Origin of the sequence: Rhizobium sp. P44RR-XXIV, assembly GCF_001999485.2 — a bacterium.
Taxonomy (GTDB): Bacteria; Pseudomonadota; Alphaproteobacteria; order Rhizobiales; family Rhizobiaceae; genus Rhizobium.
In genome coordinates this window covers 696,564-715,729 of the sequence record NZ_MPVZ02000027.1, presented here as the reverse complement: position 1 = coordinate 715,729, position 19,166 = coordinate 696,564, and the positions used below count along the sequence as shown (strand labels likewise).

At 55.6% G+C, this 19,166-nt stretch carries 21 protein-coding genes; 8 read left to right on the top strand and 13 right to left on the bottom strand.

Annotated features, from left to right (window positions below; all coding sequences use genetic code 11):
- Window positions 1-149: 149 nt before the first annotated feature.
- Window positions 150-1,349: an MFS transporter gene (locus BSK43_RS15640; RefSeq protein WP_077472266.1), complete on the bottom strand. Its 1,200-nt coding sequence runs from the start codon at window positions 1,347-1,349 to the stop codon at window positions 150-152.
- A gap of 118 nt (window positions 1,350-1,467) precedes the next feature.
- Between BSK43_RS15640 and BSK43_RS15635 the strand changes: the two genes are divergently transcribed.
- Window positions 1,468-2,397: a LysR family transcriptional regulator gene (locus BSK43_RS15635; protein WP_077472267.1), complete on the top strand. Its 930-nt coding sequence runs from the start codon at window positions 1,468-1,470 to the stop codon at window positions 2,395-2,397.
- Window positions 2,398-2,800: 403 nt separating this feature from the next.
- On the opposite strand, the gene BSK43_RS15630 is transcribed toward BSK43_RS15635, so the two are convergent.
- The gene (locus tag BSK43_RS15630; RefSeq protein ID WP_077472268.1) at window positions 2,801-3,700 is read right to left on the bottom strand and encodes a LysR substrate-binding domain-containing protein; all 900 of its coding nucleotides are present in this window, start codon (window positions 3,698-3,700) and stop codon (window positions 2,801-2,803) included.
- Between the two features lie 183 nt (window positions 3,701-3,883).
- Between BSK43_RS15630 and BSK43_RS15625 the strand changes: the two genes are divergently transcribed.
- Together BSK43_RS15625 and BSK43_RS15620 are read left to right on the top strand one after the other, a co-directional pair.
- The gene (locus tag BSK43_RS15625) at window positions 3,884-5,023 is read left to right on the top strand and encodes an epoxide hydrolase family protein (protein WP_077472269.1); all 1,140 of its coding nucleotides are present in this window, start codon (window positions 3,884-3,886) and stop codon (window positions 5,021-5,023) included.
- A 405-nt stretch (window positions 5,024-5,428) separates the two neighbouring features.
- Window positions 5,429-5,761 (top strand): hypothetical protein, encoded by a 333-nt coding sequence (locus BSK43_RS15620; RefSeq protein WP_136686975.1) that lies wholly within the window; start codon window positions 5,429-5,431, stop codon window positions 5,759-5,761.
- A 348-nt stretch (window positions 5,762-6,109) separates the two neighbouring features.
- On the opposite strand, the gene BSK43_RS15615 is transcribed toward BSK43_RS15620, so the two are convergent.
- Window positions 6,110-7,891 carry a radical SAM protein gene (locus tag BSK43_RS15615; protein WP_077472272.1) on the bottom strand — a complete coding sequence of 594 codons (1,782 nt, stop codon included), beginning with the start codon at window positions 7,889-7,891 and terminating at the stop codon, window positions 6,110-6,112.
- 394 nt (window positions 7,892-8,285) lie between these two features.
- Here BSK43_RS15615 and BSK43_RS15610 point away from each other — a divergent pair, with 394 nt between their 5' ends.
- The 3 genes from BSK43_RS15610 (at window position 8,286) to BSK43_RS35105 (ending at window position 10,534) form a co-directional block, all read left to right on the top strand.
- Window positions 8,286-8,603, top strand: coding sequence for a co-chaperone GroES (locus tag BSK43_RS15610; RefSeq protein ID WP_077472273.1), 318 nt, complete (start codon window positions 8,286-8,288; stop codon window positions 8,601-8,603).
- 49 nt (window positions 8,604-8,652) lie between these two features.
- Complete coding sequence (groL, locus tag BSK43_RS15605; RefSeq protein WP_077472274.1) at window positions 8,653-10,287, top strand: chaperonin GroEL; 1,635 nt, start codon at window positions 8,653-8,655, stop codon at window positions 10,285-10,287.
- Window positions 10,288-10,366: 79 nt separating this feature from the next.
- Window positions 10,367-10,534, top strand: a complete 168-nt coding sequence (locus tag BSK43_RS35105; RefSeq protein WP_169055407.1) for a hypothetical protein — start codon at window positions 10,367-10,369, stop codon at window positions 10,532-10,534.
- A gap of 740 nt (window positions 10,535-11,274) precedes the next feature.
- Here BSK43_RS35105 and BSK43_RS15600 read toward each other — a convergent pair.
- The 8 genes from BSK43_RS15600 to BSK43_RS15565 all read right to left on the bottom strand — a co-directional run bounded on the left by BSK43_RS15600 (window position 11,275) and on the right by BSK43_RS15565 (window position 16,442).
- Window positions 11,275-11,541, bottom strand: a complete 267-nt coding sequence (locus tag BSK43_RS15600) for a DUF1488 domain-containing protein (protein WP_077472276.1) — start codon at window positions 11,539-11,541, stop codon at window positions 11,275-11,277.
- A 66-nt stretch (window positions 11,542-11,607) separates the two neighbouring features.
- Entirely contained in the window at window positions 11,608-11,874 is a 267-nt protein-coding gene (locus BSK43_RS15595) for a hypothetical protein (protein WP_077472353.1), read from the bottom strand.
- Window positions 11,875-12,458: 584 nt separating this feature from the next.
- Complete coding sequence (locus BSK43_RS15590; RefSeq protein ID WP_077472277.1) at window positions 12,459-12,956, bottom strand: histidine kinase; 498 nt, start codon at window positions 12,954-12,956, stop codon at window positions 12,459-12,461.
- A gap of 526 nt (window positions 12,957-13,482) precedes the next feature.
- A complete protein-coding gene (locus BSK43_RS15585; protein WP_077472278.1) occupies window positions 13,483-13,728 on the bottom strand; it encodes a hypothetical protein in 246 nt (81 codons plus the stop codon).
- Window positions 13,729-13,998: 270 nt separating this feature from the next.
- The gene (locus BSK43_RS15580; RefSeq protein ID WP_077472354.1) at window positions 13,999-14,481 is read right to left on the bottom strand and encodes a pyridoxamine 5'-phosphate oxidase family protein; all 483 of its coding nucleotides are present in this window, start codon (window positions 14,479-14,481) and stop codon (window positions 13,999-14,001) included.
- 288 nt (window positions 14,482-14,769) lie between these two features.
- Window positions 14,770-15,189, bottom strand: coding sequence for a DUF1236 domain-containing protein (locus BSK43_RS15575; protein WP_068395035.1), 420 nt, complete (start codon window positions 15,187-15,189; stop codon window positions 14,770-14,772).
- Window positions 15,190-15,466: 277 nt separating this feature from the next.
- Complete coding sequence (locus BSK43_RS15570; RefSeq protein ID WP_077472279.1) at window positions 15,467-16,078, bottom strand: general stress protein; 612 nt, start codon at window positions 16,076-16,078, stop codon at window positions 15,467-15,469.
- 46 nt (window positions 16,079-16,124) lie between these two features.
- A complete protein-coding gene (locus BSK43_RS15565; RefSeq protein WP_077472280.1) occupies window positions 16,125-16,442 on the bottom strand; it encodes a PepSY domain-containing protein in 318 nt (105 codons plus the stop codon).
- Between the two features lie 292 nt (window positions 16,443-16,734).
- On the opposite strand from BSK43_RS15565, the gene BSK43_RS15560 reads away from it, so the two are divergent.
- The gene (locus BSK43_RS15560; RefSeq protein ID WP_136686973.1) at window positions 16,735-16,953 is read left to right on the top strand and encodes a hypothetical protein; all 219 of its coding nucleotides are present in this window, start codon (window positions 16,735-16,737) and stop codon (window positions 16,951-16,953) included.
- A 123-nt stretch (window positions 16,954-17,076) separates the two neighbouring features.
- Here BSK43_RS15560 and BSK43_RS15555 read toward each other — a convergent pair whose 3' ends face one another.
- Window positions 17,077-17,310, bottom strand: coding sequence for a DUF2171 domain-containing protein (locus BSK43_RS15555; protein ID WP_077472282.1), 234 nt, complete (start codon window positions 17,308-17,310; stop codon window positions 17,077-17,079).
- Window positions 17,311-17,420: 110 nt separating this feature from the next.
- Entirely contained in the window at window positions 17,421-18,773 is a 1,353-nt protein-coding gene (locus tag BSK43_RS15550) for an FAD-binding oxidoreductase (RefSeq protein ID WP_077472283.1), read from the bottom strand.
- Window positions 18,774-18,797: 24 nt separating this feature from the next.
- Between BSK43_RS15550 and BSK43_RS35100 the strand changes: the two genes are divergently transcribed.
- The gene (locus BSK43_RS35100; protein WP_077472284.1) at window positions 18,798-19,100 is read left to right on the top strand and encodes a hypothetical protein; all 303 of its coding nucleotides are present in this window, start codon (window positions 18,798-18,800) and stop codon (window positions 19,098-19,100) included.
- Window positions 19,101-19,166 lie beyond the last annotated feature (66 nt).

Sequence of the window (19,166 nt, the reverse complement as noted above, 5' to 3'; positions counted from 1 at the left end):
CTTGACGTCATGATCCTGCTGAGCCGGGCAAGCGAACGATCGGTTTGTCAGATGGCTCAAAGATGCTACCTGTTTGCCCTTCGGGCATCGGTGAGCGCTACCATACGGCGAGTTGTCGCCGCATGGGCCACGGTTCTTGCTTCGGCACCTCACATTGCCGGCCAAGGCCTTCTGAAAAGCAACAGCGCGGTAACGGAACCGAGCGCGCAGAATCCCCCTGCAACCAAGGCCGATGATATCCCGAGCGAGTCGACCAAATAGCCACCCAAAAGTGAGCCTGCAGCGATGGACGTCTGAAAATTTGTGACAAAGAGAGCTGTTCCCCCTTCCTGTGCACCTGGAGCTGCTCTGACCATCCACTGCTGTATAGCAAGCGGTATGATGCCGTAGGCAAGGCCCCATATTGCCAGCAATCCAATGGTGACTGAAGCAAGCGAACCGAAGATCGGCAACATGCCAACCGAGACAACCAGAAGACTGATTCCAATCGTCAGCGTTGCGGCCAGATGGCGGTTGGAGGTGAAGCCGGCGGCAAAATTCCCGACCATGCCGATTAAAGTATAAATGAGCAGGATCAGGGCAATCTCGTTGCCATTAAAACCGGATACAGATGCAAGGAAAGCGGTCACGTATGTGTAGGCACAAAAGTGGCCCACAATAACGAGAAACATGGCGATGATACCAATCTTTCCGTTTCGGCTTTGAAAGATTGCCAGGAAGTCGCCGACGGATACTCGCTTGTCTACTTTGAGTGAAGGCAGGCTGAATATCAACGTGCAAAAGCATATCACGGAAGCGATGGCCGTCAGACCGAAGGCATACCTCCAACCGACCATCTCACTGATCAGCGTTCCCGCTGGGCCTCCAACAAGCAAGCCGACAGAGATCGATGTGAAGATGATCGACGTAGCCTTACTGACAGCCGCCGGCGATACCAACTTTCCGGCAATGCCTGTACCGACAGCCCAAAAGCCACCCAATCCGACACCAAATAGTATCCTGCCAACAACAAGGATCTCAAATCTGGAAGCGGTTGCAGCGACAATATTAGAGCAAATAAGGAGAAGCCCTAAAAGCAGCATGATCAACCGGCGGTCTGTTTTACCGCTGAAAAGCGTCACCATGGGCGCTGCAATTGCCGCCATGATGCCTGGCGCTGTTACCATAAGCCCGGTCATCCCATCCGAAACGCCCAGGTCAGCGCTAACATACCGGATAAGGCCTACGGGTAGAAATTCGGTAATACAGAATACCGTGCCGCTAAACGCGACAGCTGCAACGCTCAACCAGGCGCGCCAGTCGTCCTGCGGCGCCTCGTTATCCCAACGCAAAACTTCAGTCACGATCATTGCCTTTCCAACTGAAATTGTCGATGGCCTATAGCTATTGATGCCGCCCTGATTGAACAACACAGCAAAAATGGAATATGAAGTTCAAAAAAAATGAACCATCGGGAGTGAAGCCGACGTGGACAAATTCAAGGCAATGGAGACCTTCGTGCGGGTGGTTGAGGCCGGATCACTCTCAAAGGCAGCTGAGACCCTGTCAGTACGCAAGTCCACCATCAGCATGACGCTAAAGCATTTGGAAGAAAGTGTTGGGATACGTCTCATGCACCGTTCTGCTCGGCACTCGGCGCTGACCGAAGAGGGGCGAAGCTATTATGAATACTGCAAGAACACTCTCGATGAACTTCTCGAGTTTGAGAACGCGCTAAACGGGAAGGGACAGTCGCCAATCGGCAAGCTTCGGGTGGATATGCCAAATACCGTCGCAACGACATTGCTGATCCCGTCGCTGGGCAATTTTACCAGACGTTATCCTGCAATCAGTCTTGCGATTGGAATATCCGATCGGCGCGTCGATCTGATACGGGAGGCCGTGGATTGCGTTATTCGCACCGGGCCGCTTGAGGATTCCAGTCTGATCGGGCGTCGAATAGGAGAGTTTCGGTGGGTCGTCTGCGCAACGTCAAGCTATCTAGAGCGTAAGGGGTTACCGGCAAAACCGCGTGCCTTGATGGGCCATGACATTGTCGGATATTTCAAGGGTGGCGCGAGTTTCATTGAGCGTTGGGAATTTTGCGAAGACGGTCTCGATACGGAAGTCTCTCTGTCCAGCACACTCTCGTTTAACGACACGCTCGCCTACATCCAGTGCGGCCTTGAGGGGCGAGGTCTAATTCGCGTTGCTGATTTCGCAGCCAAGCCCTACTTCGCCCGTGGCGAACTCGTCGAAGTTCTGGAGGATTTCAGCCCTGCGCCCGTACCGATATCAATTCTCTTTCCTTCAGCGCGCCACCTGTCGCCGGCGGTCAGGGCGTTTGCCGACTGGGCGGCGAGCCTGCTTTCGTCCGATTTTGCCGCAAGTGGCGAGGCAGGAACATCTGATCGATAGAACGACTGCCAAGACGCATCGCTCGGCTGGCCGCGGAAAGGGTAGCGGATCGACAAAAATTCATGCTGTTGTCGATGGCCGCGGCCGTCCCGTTGCAATCGAGGTAACGGTGAGTCAGGGTGCGATGCCTCGGTTGCAACCAAATTGCTCGCGCTCCTGCCGTCCAGTCAGATACTCGCAGCAGACACCGCTTACGATCGCAACTTCCTATTGGCCTTTCTGGTCGATTTTGGAATCTTGCCACTCTTTCCAAATAAACTGACGCGCAAACCGTGACCCAGCCACTTCTCGATATTAGAGATCTCGAACTCGGAATCCCGCTCGGGCGAAGCTTACTGCCCGATTGATAAGTCCGGTTCGGGTAAATCAATAGCTCGACAGTGCTTTTGCAGCGCATCAGCCATCACAGCCGTGCTTGCTGATGCGATAGTCGCTCGACAAGGTAATCGACGAAGCAGCGGATCCGCCGAGGCGTATATGCTCCTGCGACGAACACGGCATGAACCTCCTCACCATCGCCCGGATTGAATTCTTCAAGGAGCGGCACGAGTGTACCCTCCTTCATCGCGTCAGCTACGGTCTCGGCGCAAACCCGTGCAATTCCAATTCCTTCAACGGCGAGCTGACCTTGGGTTTCCCCGTTATTCGTCTCCACACTGCCTTTGATCTGCAGCGAGTAGTCGCGACCGTCCTTGCGGAAGGGCCAGTTCGGAGCCGCTCGCTTGAAGGTGAAGCCGATGCAGTCGTGGTCGAGCAGGTCCTCAGGAACTATCGGCGTACCTCGTCGTGCGAGATAGCGCGGAGCTGCAACGATCACTTTGTGGGTCATGCCGAGTTTGCGGGCGGTCAGGGGCCCATCGGGTAATGGGCCCAGCCGTACCGCAACATCTGCCTCGCCGGCTGCGATATCAACGACAGTGTCGGTCGATATGACTTCGAGCAGGATGTCTGGATATTTCTGGACGAACTCGCCGAGGAGCGGCACCACGAACATTCGGCCGAACAATTGTGAAATGCTCACCCGCAGGCGTCCTTTGGGCGAATTCTGGTCGGCAATCGACTGCTCGGTTTCCCGCAGCTCCGCAAGAATCCGCCGCGTGGAGGATAGATAGGCGACCCCTTCCGGCGTCAGAACCAATGATCGCGTCGTCCTGAGCAGCAAGCGAACACCAAGCCGGGCTTCAATCCGGTCGATGACCCGCGCAACGGAGGACGGCGCAAGCTTTAATTTCCGGCCAGCAGCCGAGAAGCTGCCTTCGTCGGCAACGAGCGTGAAGACCTCCAGGTCGCCAGCTAGATCCATGAACACTCACTTGTGCGTTTTGCGCAAAAGATATCAGCGCATTTTGGGGGTACACATCAATAATCGAAACTCCATCTTTGCAGAATAGAATGCAATACTATTTCCCATTGTGTCGCCAAGAAATCGCCACCGCCGCAAGTGGCAGCTGACACGGAATTTCATAATGCACCAGAGGAGCAGACTATGGTTTCGCCCTACACGATCCACATAGCCGACGAACGGCTCGCAACCATCAAGGCGAAAGTTGAGGCCTACGATTGGAGCCAGCTTCCCGATACGGGCGGCTGGAGGTCAGGCGTTGGGATCAATGACCTCAAGCGGCTTGTTGCCTACTGGCGAGACAGCTACGATTGGCGCGCGGTCGAACGGCGTCTCAATCTGCTCCCCAACTTCATAACCGACATCGATGGCGAGCATATTCATTTCGTCCATATGAAGGGTGATGGCACCAAGCCTCCTCTTCTTCTCATGCACGGCTGGCCAGGCTCTTATCTTGAGTTTGAGCGTTTGCTGGAGCCCTTGGCAGCCGATGGTCACAGCGTCGTCGTTCCTTCGCTTCCAGGCTTTGCTTTCTCCAAGCCGATCACGGGCGTCATCGGCCCGCGACGAGCCGCTGCACTTATGCACGGACTGATGACCCGGCTATTCGGGCAGTCGCGCTACATCATACAAGGAGGTGATTGGGGCCATGGTATTGCGGCGTGGACGGCGCATGATTTTCCCGACGCGTTGCATGGCATTCACATGAACATGGTCAATCTCAACGCAGAGGATGCCGCTCCGACGACCGTACAGGAGAAGGACTTCGTCGCCAAGCGAGACGTGCTTACCGATTGGGAAAGCGGGTACAATCACGAGCAGGAAACGCGGCCGCAGACGCTTGGCGTGGCAATGGCCGATAGCCCGGTCGGGGCAGCCGCATGGATCCTCGAAAAGCTTGGCAAATGGTCTGATTTGCCGACGACCGCCGATGGCAATCCGGACATTTGGAGCAAATTCTCGGAGGAGGAATTACTCACCAGTATCATGCTCTACCTCGGGCCGTCGTCGGTTGTCACTGCGACCTGGATTTACCACGGCAAGCGCCTGGAGAAGTCGGACAGGTTTCCCGCCGGTACGTATATCACGGTGCCGACAGGTGTCGCAGCCTTCCCCGACCCCGTGTTCTTGCCACCACCGCGCTCCTTTGCGGAAAAGACCTACAATATCGTGCACTGGACCGACATGCCGAGAGGCGGCCATTTCGCCGCCTGGGAGCAGCCGGAGCTGATGTTGAGCGACCTGCGAGCCTTTATCGCCACGATTTCGAGAAAGCATCTTTGAGAGCGGAATCCTCGCATTGCCTCTTACTGCGCAGTGCGAGGACCCGCTATTGCCGCAGCGCAATTTTCTGGGACGACATACCAGCAGTCCCAATTTAATCTTCGTCATCGGCATTGTTGCACCGATGGTTTGGCTGTCATACTCTAATTGAGTGGCTCTCCGAACAACGCCAAGTACCGCCACGTCTTTCAAGCACAATGTTGCCGCCGTCATCGTATTGGCAAGATGAAGCTCAGCCAGGTTCGCCGGTCGCTGAGAATCAGAAATTGCTACGGGCCAACGACGTTGACGGGCAGGTCATTGGGAAAGGTTGTAAGACACCTTCCCTTGTCCTCCGGCTCCGTATCCCTCGATCGATATAGTCTTCGTGCATCCGTTGAGCCCGCTGCTTCGGCAATGGAACAGTTGAGAGCTATTTTTGCGTGGCACGAGGCGTGGTTTGCCACTCCGGAATTTGCCGGCTGCCTTTTCGAGCGTGCACTCGCGGAATTTGGAACCGACTATCCGAAGATCTCGATGATCGCCATTCGGTATAAGACGACAATGACCTCATGGATGGGCGACATACTGACGTCCCTTTTGCCAGAGCAAGCAGCGGCACGCACCGCGTCAATCCTCATGATTCTGCTTGATGGCGCGACGATCGATGCTCGTGCCTTTCGCGATCCGACCGTGGCAACAAGGGCGTGGGATGCTGCGAAAATTCTCATTGAGCAGGCAAACGCTCGATGGGCGTGACAAAACAACGAATGGGACTGCTTGAGAGCAAGAACCCAATCCTCGTTCTCCTGACGCAGATTGCGGAATGGGGCTTCGCGATTGCCGACGGCTTTCCACGCCGCGCAACGATTTCAGACCCTAAGGCTTTGAAGCCATTGGATATGCCGCACGGCGCAATGGGTGGTCTTGACAGGACTCGAAGCTGCAATCCACCAATTCGAATTTTAGTTTAGATCGCATCCATGCGAAACGTCGCTTATCCAAGAGATTCTTGCAGTTCGCGAACTGCGCTTTTTGCTCGACTTGGGACAGAGCCCCAGCGGACGTATTTCACAGTCGGATCAGGATCTCATTCAACAGCGGCAATCAGGCAGCCGAACTGGCGCGTGTGAGCCTGGCAATCCTCTTCACGTGGTTGACCGCAGCGGTACCGCCATCCGTCTTGGTGAAGAGATCAAGCTTTTCATCGTCATCATTGGCGACAGGCGTCAGGGCCTTGTCCATATAGGTCTTAGAAGCCGGGTCTCTTGCGATGAAATAGGCCGATAGTGCCAACCTTGCGATGGTGCCCGCCAAGTTCACATGCTTGGCAAAAGTTTGCCAGGCAAAGCGGGGCCAGAAAAGAACGGCATGTTCCCGTCGCATGGCAGGACGCCGCTCCGAGGGGTGCTTCAACCGCAATAGACCGCTTTGCAACGGATGAACGTTCTCCAATGGAACGGTTGTGGCAAAGGAGACCAGCATCTTGACGAGGCTCGCCAGCGGCACGCCGGTCGCAATCGCCCGGCGCAGTAGCGTCTTCATGTGCTCCGGCGAATAGTAGAGCGACCACGCTTCGTGATAGATGTCTTCCCATTCCTGCTTGTTCATTTTCGGATGAGCGGTACAAACATGCTCGACATCGTAGATGTTGAGGTCGGGCTCCATCGCAACGCCCGTCTTCCACAGCGTCTGATGATCCTCCGAGCCGGGCAGTGGCGTCAAAATGAAGAACTCGATCACATCGAGCGGTAGCTCTTCCTGAATGATGGCGATATCGCGCCGGATCGTTTCAGGCGTATCCGCCGGGAAGCCTAGAATATAGCCGGCCAGCGTCATGATGCCTTGCGCCTTCCAGGCGAGCAGCATCTTGCGATATTCGGTGATCTTGTTCTGGTTCTTTTTGGCGGCGGCAAGATTGTCCGGATTGACGTTCTCGAGCCCGATGAAAACGCGGGTCACACCGGCACGTTTGGATTTTTCGATGAAGTTCGGGATCTTGTGGCAAAGCGTATCGACCTGGATCATCAGGCCGAGCGGAACACCATCCCTTTCCTTAAGCTCGATCAAGCGATCAAAGATGGCCTCCCAGTCCTTGTTGCGGGCGAAATTGTCATCTGTGATGAAGAATTTGTGGATGCCCTGCGCCCAGTTCATCCGCACCAGCTTTTCGACGTCGTCGGCGGAACGGAATCGGGACTTACGCCCCTGGACGTTGATGATGGTGCAGAAGGAGCATTGGTATGGGCAGCCTCTTCCCGCGTCAAAGCTCGTGCTCAGACCAAGGGTACCGTGGATATTGTCTTTAGGCAGGAAAGGAACGGGCGTTCCGCCGATGCCAGGCAAGTCGTTCATGAAATTGTAGAGAGGTTCCAACCGATTTGACGCAGCATCCTGAAGCAAGCGATCGAGCCGGCCTTCTACTTCGCCGGCAAACATGGAAATGCCCATGTCGCGGCAGGCGTCGAGCCCCACGGCTTGTCCGTCGAGCATCGACAGACAGCCCGAAACATGAAACCCGCCGATGGAAACCTGGATCTTCGCCTCACGGAAAGGCTTGGCTATGTCGAGTGCACGAGGATACTGATTGGATTGGACGCCAACGAGGGCAACCATGCCGAAATTGGCGTTGCGGCGAAATTTGTCGATGAGTGCCGAAACATTGACGCGGGTATTGGTTTCATCGATGACCGTGATGTCAATGTCGATATCCGGCCCGAGCACCTGGCGCTCGACGCAATCGCTTGCGATGCCATAGATCGCGGCAAGGGAATTCGACGGGATCATGGCCCGCCACCAGCGGATCACATATCCATCGTCGTCATAATGCGACGGCTTGATCAGAACCAGCTGAAAGCGTCTTTCGAAGGCCTGCCGGGGATGAGGCAATGTTTATCGTCCTGTTGAGCGGCAGTTTTTGGCCACAGCCAAGTTCATACACAGATGGCGCCAAAGGAGATGCTGTTCAGCAGGTGGCTTCCGACCTAAACGTTGCGCGACGTTCGAAGCATCCGTGTTCTGGATTTGTGAATGCCAATTAAGATGATATTGTGAATAGGTGGAAAAAAATTCCAGAATCAATAAAATAAAAATATGGATTAACTGCGATAAAACTCTGATTTTACACCCAGATTGAATCAAGATTTCCAATTTATTTCTGAACTTATATTTTTCAATGATCCTTATGATCGGTAATAATTCTTAGCACTCCTATCAACCGAGTGCCACAAGTGCTATATGAGAATACCAGCCGCCCTATGCACCGGCTGCAGAAAGAACCCCTATGAAATTCCGTCCACTCCACGATCGCGTCGTTATCCGACGCGCCGAAGGTGATTTCAAATCCAAGGGCGGGATCATTATTCCAGACACCGCCAAGGAAAAGCCGCAGGAAGGCGAAGTGATTGCCGTTGGTCCTGGCATACGCAACGAAGCCGGCGTGTTGATCCCGCCTGACGTCAAGACCGGCGACACGATCCTGTTCGGAAAATGGTCCGGAACCGAGATCAAGATCGATGGCGAGGAACTCCTCGTCATGAAGGAAGCCGACATCATGGGCATCGTCGGAAAGACCGACGCAGACGCCCAAAAGGTCGCCTGACGGCCCGATTTCCAATTCTCCAATCCTATGACCGAACTGGACGAATATCATGTCTGCCAAAGAAATCAGATTCTCCGCCGATGCGCGCGATCGCATGCTACGCGGCGTCGAGCTGCTCAACAACGCCGTCAAAGTCACGCTCGGTCCCAAGGGCCGCAACGTCGTGATTGCCAGTGCCTATGGCGCGCCGCGTATCACCAAGGATGGCGTCACCGTCGCGAGGGAAATTGAGCTAGCCGACAAGTTCGAGAATATGGGCGCACAGATGGTGCGTGAAGTCGCTTCCAAGACCAATGACCTTGCCGGTGACGGTACAACGACAGCAACGGTACTTGCTGCTTCCATCCTGCGTGAGGGTGTGAAACTCGTCGCCGTCGGCATGAACCCCATGGATCTCAAGCGTGGCATCGATCTTGCCGTAGCCGCCGTGGTCAAGGAAATCAAGGCGCGTGCCAAAAAGGTGCAGTCCTCCAGTGAGGTCGCGCAGGTCGGCACGATTGCTGCCAATAGCGACGCGAGCATTGGCGAGATAATCGCCAGGGCGATGGACAAGGTCGGTAATCAGGGTGTCATTACGGTTGAGGAAGCGAGGGCAGCAGAAACCGAACTCGACGTCGTCGAGGGCATGCAGTTCGATCGCGGCTATCTGTCGCCGTACTTCGTCACCAATGCCGAGAAGATGTGTGTGGAGCTCGAGGAGCCCTACATCCTCCTGCACGAGAAGAAGCTTGGCAATCTGCAGGCGATGCTGCCGATCCTTGAGGCCGTGGTGCAAAGCGGTCAGCCGTTGCTGATCATCTCGGAAGACGTGGAAGGCGAAGCGCTTGCGACCTTGGTCGTCAACAAGCTGCGTGGTGGCCTGAAAGTTGCGGCAGTCAAGGCTCCCGGATTTGGCGACCGCCGCAAGGCGATGCTGGAGGATATTGCCGTTTTGACTGCCGGTCAGGTGATCTCAGAAGATCTCGGCATCAGGCTCGAAAATGTCACCATCGAGATGCTGGGACGTGCAAAGCGCGTCTTGATCGACAAGGACACGACCACCATTATCGACGGCTTGGGCGAGAAGGTGACGATCCAGGCGCGTATCCAACAGATCAAAATGCAGATCGAAGATACGACCAGCGATTACGACAAGGAAAAGCTGCAGGAGCGCTTGGCCAAGCTTGCAGGCGGCGTCGCCGTGATCCGCGTCGGCGGTGTGACCGAGATCGAGGTCAAGGAAAAGAAGGATCGTATCGATGATGCTTTGAATGCCACCCGCGCGGCGGTCGAGGAAGGCATCGTGCCCGGCGGAGGCGTGGCGCTGTTGCGAGCGCGGTCGGTGCTGACAGGACTGACTGGCGAAAATGCAGACATAACAGCCGGCATCTCGATCGTGCTGCGGGCGCTTGAAGCGCCCATCCGCCAGATTGCCGACAATGCAGGTGTCGAGGGCTCGCTCGTCATAGGCAGGCTCGCCGATAGCACCGAGTACAATCAAGGCTTCGATGCGCAGACGGAAACCTATGTCGATATGGTCATGGCTGGCATCGTCGACCCCGCTAAAGTTGTCCGTACCGCCCTGCAGGATGCTGGCTCGATCGCAGCACTTCTCATCACAGCTGAAGCAATGATCACCGATATCCCGACAAGGGATGTCGCTACAACGAACGGAAATAGTGACATGAGCGGCATGGGATACTGAAACCAACACCCGTCCCATAGAGCCAATGTGGCTAGCGACGGAACCTCAACAACCATAAAGAGAGAGAGAGAGAATCACGATGATCCGCTTCGAAAAGAAACCCGACCCGCAACCGTTGCCGAAGGACGCCGACGACAAGCGCTCTACGCAAATCCAGGCGCCTGCGGCGGACGTGAAAAAACCCAAGACAAAAGCTGCCGATGGTCATTCGCCGGTGGTGGCGGAAGACGAAGATCGCCTCATTTGAAAGCATGATGGGCTGTGTGCTCAATATCCCCGGATCTCAATATAGGTCTCGCCGAGTGGCGGGACCATTGTAAATGAACGGCAGACTTGCGATCTCGACACGTGCTGCTGCGGCACGCACTTTGGTTGACAGTCAGAGCGCTCGAGGAAGGTGCGGGGTTGCGCGTTTGCGAGACAAATCTCCATCCCGGTTCGCATTGAGATTTTGTCGATCGAGATAGCCGTGATCCCACGCACGAGCTTCTCTGCTTTGGGGTGGATATGGGTTGGCTGCAGCGCCATGCCCGGCATTCCCACAGGCCTTGGCTCCGGCCCTTCAGCTTTCCGCGTTTGCCGTTTTCTTTTTCAATATCAGTTCCCGTCGTTATACGACGGCTTGATAAGGGCCGTTGCGAAAGCATTTGTGAGAATGCTCGTATTCTATTGCAATTGGGCCTAGAAGCAGCGTGGAGGGCCTGCAGAGGCGACTATTTCGCGATGTCGGTTGCAGCGGGAGTTGTTGACGCGGGCGGTTTGTGAGAACCGCTTAATCCATAGAGAATAGATAGGGCCAATCCGACAATCATGGCAGTAGCCATCACTCTTTTGCAAAAGCGCGATTCCATCCTGGTTCTCCTGCAAAAATGTATGGACCGTTTCTAACCCTGCAGCCGCGTGCTTCGAGATACTGGATACGCCGATGGTCTGGTCCAAAGTGATCTTGATAAGAATCCTTCGGAATCGCAGCCCAAGAACGATACGCTAGTGAAAATCTGCCAATTTCAGGACAATCGAATTCTTCCGTTTTGAGGCATAAACCCGTTTCGCCACGTCCAAAACTCTGCTTCGCAAATTGTCGAATGCATTGAGATAATCGCGTTCCGACTCCCCGGCAGAAAGAAGCCCATTCGTCAGGACATCGATTTCCACGAAGAATCGGACTTCGAACATGCCGTCATGCCCGAGGAAGCGGATATGTTTGGCCTTAGCGTCATAGCTTCTGGCCCTGTTCGGAAATGCGATCGTCATGTCACGAGCTTTTCATAGTTGGGGTCCTGGCTCGACTTACCAATTGCGGGTAGCCCCCGAACAGGCTTAATCACCAGCTCTTGCGTCTTTAGCCAGGGCGGTTTCGATTTCTTGCGAAGAGACGCGCAGGCGTTGCCTGGTTCCGATAGATGTTTCTATCGACGGTATCTCAAGCTGCGTCGACGTTCTTCTAAATGCCGAGAACGACAGGCCTTCGATTTCCTCCTCATCGACAATCAGCCGATAGGTTCCCGCTTCAAGCGGTACAATCAACGAGCTCAACACAAACGGATGGGCAAAGGTGATTTCTGTTTCTGTGGTGCGTTCCATGATGGATGACCTCGAATATGATAAGAAATTCTCTTTGGTACGACTTGCCGCCGTCACGAGAGTCAGAGGGCCTACGAAGGCTGGGCTTGAACCGCCAAGCGCTACGAAAGAATACCCTTAAAGGTAACGTATACTAGAAAGGCGAGGCCTATCAGCGGGGTGGATTTTATGAACAATTCCATAAACCGGAACCGGCGAGCGGATTGCCACAAACTTTGCCGGATATATACGCCGTGAATGGAAGACATGCTGTCCTCCTTCTTTGGGGCTGAGGCACATTGTGCACCCACACTCGGCGACGCCCGTTTCAGATGTCTCCGGTACCGTCCATATGGTGCCTGCCCACCTGAGATTCAATGCACAATCGCTTCTTGAGAAGTCTTTGCCGCGGACGTCACAAAATTCCTTCGAAGGGCTGGTTTGCTGAATTTCATGCGAAACTTATCCCGCGCTCGATGCGATGCCGAGGTAGTTTCCCAAGGCCTACGATTTCGCTGTCCGACAGCAATAACTCGAAGACGAGCCTGCGGCCGATCCGGGCCTCCAGCCAACGGCGGTGACGACCGGACCGACAGCTTTCTCACCGATCATTCAACCGGCTTGATCGATGCGATGATAGCCTGAACTTCGGCGCTATGCTTGTCTTCCTCTCCCTTGGTTCCCCAATAGGTTACGACGAGGGCGTTGTCACCGGATGTCTGCACGAAGAGCAAACCAACGCTGACCGGGCCGTCTTCATCGCTGCCGTCCCACTCGAGGGTCGTCATCTGCATCCCGTTGACGTCGGTTACAGGCGTCTCCTTTCGGGTCGAGGGATCAACCGTGATTTTGTTCTTCGCGAGGAAATCGATGGCGTCGGTGACGACCTTGTCCATTGACTTGCTGCTGGCAACGTCAGCGGAAAGATAGATGGCAGAATCCGCCGATGTTCCTTGGACGCCGCTGTCTGTTTCCTCCGGCTTCCAGCTATCCGGAATGGTAATACTTGCAACGGGTTTTTCGCTGGGGAACTTGAGGGTCGCAGCGTGTACGGCCAAGGGAGATGCAAAGACAAGCAAGGCCAAAGCGATAATTTTTTTCTTCATGACAGAATCCTCAAAGGTTGGAAGCAATGTGGCGGCATGGCAACCAAACTTCTAAAAGTAATATATTAAAATCATGCCCTTTGATCCGTAAATGACCAATGCAGTAGGCTTGAACCCATCAGAAATCCGCCAAGAGCTGGAGCTCGCACGGAACGAGAGCTTGAGATCATCCGACGCGCAGAAGGAAGGCGGACACGAAGATGAAGTCCTGACTTCCACCGCAGATCGTAAACTATTGGGCCAATGGCGGAAGCACCGACCCTTCGCGTGCTGCCCTCATCGATTTGGCAACGCCGAGGGCTTCAATGTGAGGCGCCCGCGTTATCGTTGAAAGGAGGGCCGCGGGCTCGTCAGGCATCTCGAAGGCCGCTGCGATCTCCTCGCTGCAGAATTCGACGAATTAGCCCAGCGGTTTGCGCTGCGGGGAACTATTCAAAGCCGCGCCCGTTAAAGCTGCGCGAGTCATTGATCTCTCCCGGTCTGCTCGCTCCCACAACTTTGGCCCGGCATCAGACCGGGCCATTTTTTAGGAAGAACTTCGTTCGGTCCCTTCCGGCTTACCCATGGCGGTGGCGACCATCGCCTGATAGTCGCGCGCCTTCTGTTCCGTGCCCGCAGGAAATGAGCATGGGCGAAGACCGGCATTTGTAATCGGCTCGACGATATTGGCGCCGTACTCGGGCCATTGCACCACGAGGTCAGGATTGGTGGCAGCCAGTTCCTCGACATTCGGAATGAAGTTCGGTGCGGGGATGCCGGAGGGGATATCCACGGCCTCCGTCTTGAAGGCCGATTTGAGAATGAATGTGAACCATGAGCCGAGGCGTGCTGTTAAGTTTCATGAGATTATGCATTGATTACAATCTCACGAGCACATCAGAGATAAAGTGTTCTCGAGGGGATCAGAGCAAATCATCTGCTACTGGGAATTCCCGCTGTAAAGAATTCGATGGGCAAACCGAAAGCTGGACCGGCTGGCACGATTGGTTCGGGGCCGTAGCGATGGATGACCGATCTGGCCTTAATCAGCCCGCGAGATTGTCTACATCTCAATCTTGGCGTTGGCGCCCATGTCCGGGCGCGAATGGCTGACAGCCGCCGCGGCCATTTTTATATAGCTGATCACTGTGCCAGGACTATCCCAGTATTCGGCGAAGGAAGGGGTCACTCTGAGGACTCGGATGGACGGGTCGTCGGCATTGCTCCACCACGCTTTGGCAGGTGTGGCCCATAGTTCCTTAACCCTCTCCCGATCGTTCAAGACTTCAGCGGTGCCAGATATCGAGACGTATTTTTGACCCTTCGAATCGGCAAAGGCAAGGCAGACGCTCGGAGCGCGAGCTATCTCGTCGTCTTTATGACTGGCGGCATCTGTCAGGAAGTATATTGCGTTCTCAATACGCTCTGCGTGCGCCGCCATCGGCCGCGCCCGCAGATCGCCGTTAGCCTTCGTCGTAAGCATGCAAAATCCGATCTTGTCGACCAGATCCCATACTCTGCCAGTATCGTCGCCTTTGTCTGCCATGATCATCTCCATCGTTGAGCGAGCGAAACCAGTCAGCAGCCACAATGTTCCAATCATAATACGGGGTCGTGGCTCAACCGGCGATCCCACATCAGAGATTTCAAAGTTGGAGGTAAGACGGGCTTGGCGCTGCGGCCGACACAAGCCAGTCGGCGGCACACGCGTTGCCACGGTGGCGGCGTGGCCGACACCGTGACTTCCTCTGCGATGGATTAGTCGCGGCGCATCCCATCAATCGTGGACATAGCTATCATGTCTTCGACAATTCGGGGGCATGCGGTCGTGTTCTCACTGAACTACCTCGACGATTGTCCGTGTGTGCGGATCAACGAGAACGATGTGGTTGTTCAGGACGGTATAACGATATTTCGTCACCCCGTATTCTGGTGGGACGTCATAGTATTCCACGCCGTCCTCTGGAAGCACGGCGCCGACGGCAACGCTATCCTGATATACAATCGACGGTCGGTTCTCGCGGACGACATAGTCGTGAAAACGGGGACGCTGATCGATTCCCAGCAGGCCATTCACGCCGCCCGTTACTGCGCCTACCGCGCCGCCAACCACGGCACCGACCGGCCCGGCCTGGCGATTGCCTTGGTCCGCACCATTTTGTGCTCCTCCCACCACGCCTTGGGCGTGTGCGGCCAACGGCACCAGCGCACCGATTGCAAGAGCACCGAACAATATGCTGATTTTGCTTGTCATTGTTTCGTCTCCTTGACGAACTTGTGAAAGTCCAGCGACGTTGGACCATGATTACCGAACGCGATCGTTCCGCGATTGTTCCCGTTGGGCAGGCAATGGAAAGTTGACATCTCCGGTTTCCAAAACGCCGACATGCGGAGGCCTCGGAGGAGAGACCACTTTTGCCACAAGCCGAAATGCCGAACCGAGCCTATTGCGAAAAATTTCCGCTTCATGCGACGCCGATATGCGGTGACGAGCGAAGGGGGCAGTCCTCGCCGCTCATCACCGAAGTCACTTAAGCGCGGGGATCTATCCGATCGCGCCCACGCTCTGCGGCAATCTGATCGGACGTGTATGGATCGGCCGCATCATCGAAGCGCAACCATCCATCGGCGCTATACTTGGCCCGAAGGTCATCAAGATCGACCGCACGTGCGTCGTTAAGGATCGCCTGTGATGCCGCAACCTGGTCATCAGCCACTTTTGCAATGACGACGGAGCCACCGCGACGCAAAGCTTCGGCATATAAGTGGGCATCCTTTTCGGGAACGCCCGATGAGATCATTGCGCCGACGATCCCGCCTGCAGCGCCACCGACCACGGCGCCCGCAACGGCGCCGGCCGCTGTCGCGACGAGCCAACCGGCTGCAACCACGGGGCCAACGCCAGGGATGGCCAGCATGCCAAGCCCTGCCAGCAAGCCGCCAGCGCCACCGGCGACAACACCAATTCCAGCGCCTGTTCCGGCACCTTCGGCGGCATTGTTGCCCTGCCCTTCGACCTTTTCCTTACCGTCCTTGCGCGAGACGATGCTGATCTGATCGGAAGGCACGCCTGCATCTTCCAAGGCCTTTACGGCCGTTTGTGCGTCGTCGTAATTGTCATAAAGTCCACTAACGATGGTCATCGGCATTTCCTCTTCATTTTTATTGTGGTTCGATCGCTGAATGCGATCACTTTGCCATCACGACATTGCCTTGGAAGTCGACAGAGACGCTTGCCTGCTTTCCATCCTTGCTGGCCATCGCCCGCCATACCCCCTGGTCATCGAGTTTGAGACCCGACACGTCGGTGTAGCCTGCGTTTTCGATCCGCGATTTTGCTTGGGCCTCGGTAAAGCTGTTCTTGCCGGCGACCGGTGCGCCGGGATTGGTTTCGCCGGAGGTGGACATTGCAGGAGTCGTCTGCGATGTCTTGGGCGTCTCGCTCTGGGCGAACGCGACCGGGGCCGCCAGACATATGGCAGCAAGGCTAAAAGCCAACTTTTTCATGGAGTTCCTCCGAATTTTGCATCCAGTTTCGGATACCTGGAGGAAACACGTCAGACCCTAGATTGTTCCGTCGACTGCACCCGGCTTTATGTCCGTCAACGAAGGCCACACGAACCCAAGCGCATCCCTTCCGACAAATGGTCGGCGCTACCGAACGAGCACGCTGAACCTCTGGCCAAAGGGATGCAAAGCAAATTTGGCTCTGCCGAACGTTGTCGAGATTGCCGATGGACCGGCCAAGACGGAACTTCCTGGAGCCAGGCGGATTACCCTGGACACCGGAGGAACATCAATGCCCAATCGCAAGTCGCCAGCAGTCGAATCCATGAAACAGGAACAGGCCGAGCAGCGCAGAAAGACCGCCAAGGGCTCACTTGAGAAAGGCCTGGAAGACACCTTTCCAGCATCGGACCCTGTATCGACCACTTCCCCAGGAATCCCATCGGGACGCGCCGATGCGGATGAAGCCGATCGCGTAAAGAAGAATTTGGATCCCTCCGCGAAGCGATAGTGGCAGAGGATATCAAACCTACGCAAGAGCAGAGTACGCTATCGTATCGATATAGTTCGAATACCGCGCGATGATGCCAGCGAACGGGGCCACGGATCAATGACCATGGCCCCTCAGGATCTGTCAGTTGATCGAAGACCACTGGCTACGGACATCGTCCGAATTTTTCGTCAGATGCACATGGGCGTCGACGTGGTCGACCCAGTCGATTGGGATCAGATGGTGCCGACCATCATCGGAACCGCTTTTGGTGAGCTTGATACGGCTTTCTCCGTCCATGTGGTCGACGGTCCCGACATGGATGCCGTCTGCGGCGATTACTTCCATATGTTCGGCAATCTTGTCTGCGGAAATCATTTTAGCCTCCTCTTGTGTTGGCCTTACCCGAACGCCCGCAACAGCCTATAGTTCCCAACATTGGAAGGCGTCTCATCCGCACAATGACGGCCGCTGAACTCCTGATCGCCTCAGGAAATCGGAAACAGGTCCCAATCGGCATCATGATGCCCAAGGATCTCGCCGGCGATCAGCTCGGCTGCGATCTGACTGAATGTGATGCCATTTCCCCCGAAGCCCATCGTCACGAACACGTTCTTCATGTGAGGGACACGGCCAATCATAGGCAGGCCGTCGGGCGTTACGGCAAAGGCCGCCGACCATTCGAACTCCGGCTTCCCGATCGCTATGCCTGTGAGGTCCGCTAGCTTTTCGACCAGCGCCTTCGTCTTGCGCGCGCGCTTCGCCTCGTCCTTATAGGCGTCTTCACCGTTTTCGTCTTCTCCCCCAAGAATGACCCTGCCGTCGGGTGTGGATCGAAAATAGAGATACGGATCGGATCCTTCCCAGACGAGATACTGATCCAGCCAATCTGGCCGTTTGAGCTTGGGGCGGCTGGCGAGAGCCCAGGTGGAAATCACCTTCTGGCTTTTGTTCGCAAGCGATTCCAGGAATTCATAACCCGTGCAGAACACGACATGTCGCGCCGACAGCAGGGCTCCTTCCGACGTCGAGAGCACGACGTCCTCGTCAAACGCCCTGACATCCTTGATGTCGACACCGGAAACGATCTCCGTGCCATGCATCCCGACCCGCCGAAGAACTCCCGCTGTCAGTTGTGCGGGATTCGCAGAGGCGGAGATCGTACTGTCGATCGCCGCCGTGCGAACAATCTGGAACTGTTCTCGTAGCATTGATGCACCTAGCAGGTCTGCACCGATGCCCGCTTCGTTCCTTGCCTCCCATTCTGCTTTCAATGCACGGGAGCCGTATTCCTCACCGGCCAAGAACAGGGTCCTCTTTCTCTGGAACGAGCATTTGACATTAAGATCGTGTACAATTCCGGCGAGTTGCTCCACCGCACTGGCCGAACGCTGCCACACGCGCTGAGCTTCCCTGACCCCCATCGTTTTCTGAAGCACATGCAGAGGAACATCGATTTCATGCTGGATCATCGCCGTGCTTGCCAGGCTGCTTCCCTGCACGGGTGACCGGCGATCGACCACGAGGACGCGCAGGTTTTTTCCGCTCAGTGCATGCGCCATCAGGGCACCGCTAATGCCGGCACCGACAATGATTACGTCATAGGCGCTGTGAGCAATAGTTAGGCCCGTCTTGATCGATCCGCCGCTGATAGCAGCCCAGAGTGGCTGGTCGCGGCGCAAGGCATGTCGCTGCGTCAATGGCGCGGAATTGTCCAAGGCAAGACCTGTTAGTGGAAGAGGTATCAAACTACTGCCGTTAACGGCGCAGGGTTGAGGAGGTTCCCGAGAAATAAATTCCGAATATTTCGAAACAACTTCATGGCCGGCGAGTTTGAACATGACAACAGAAGAGAGGAAAATCCTATGTTGACGAAGATGATCGCCGTGTGTGCCCTTTCGATCGGCATGGCTACTGCCGCCATGGCGCAGCAGTCCGGCTCCAGCGGCTCGGGCAGTGGCAATGGCGCAGGTACAGGGTCGCAGAGCAGCGGCACGTCCAACGGAAACGGAAGTACGAACGGCAGCGATACGTCCGGCAGCCACGCCAATTCCAACGGTCAATCCCAGGACTGCAACGCTATGAAGACCGGTAAAAACACCACGCAGAGCAATAGCGCGCAGGACAGTCAAACGAACGACAAGACCTCGACTACAAAATGCCAGTGACGAAACCTATGGGAGGGTCCACACAACCCTCCCGATCGCCGTTGCAAGCCATTTCATGTCAGCAAA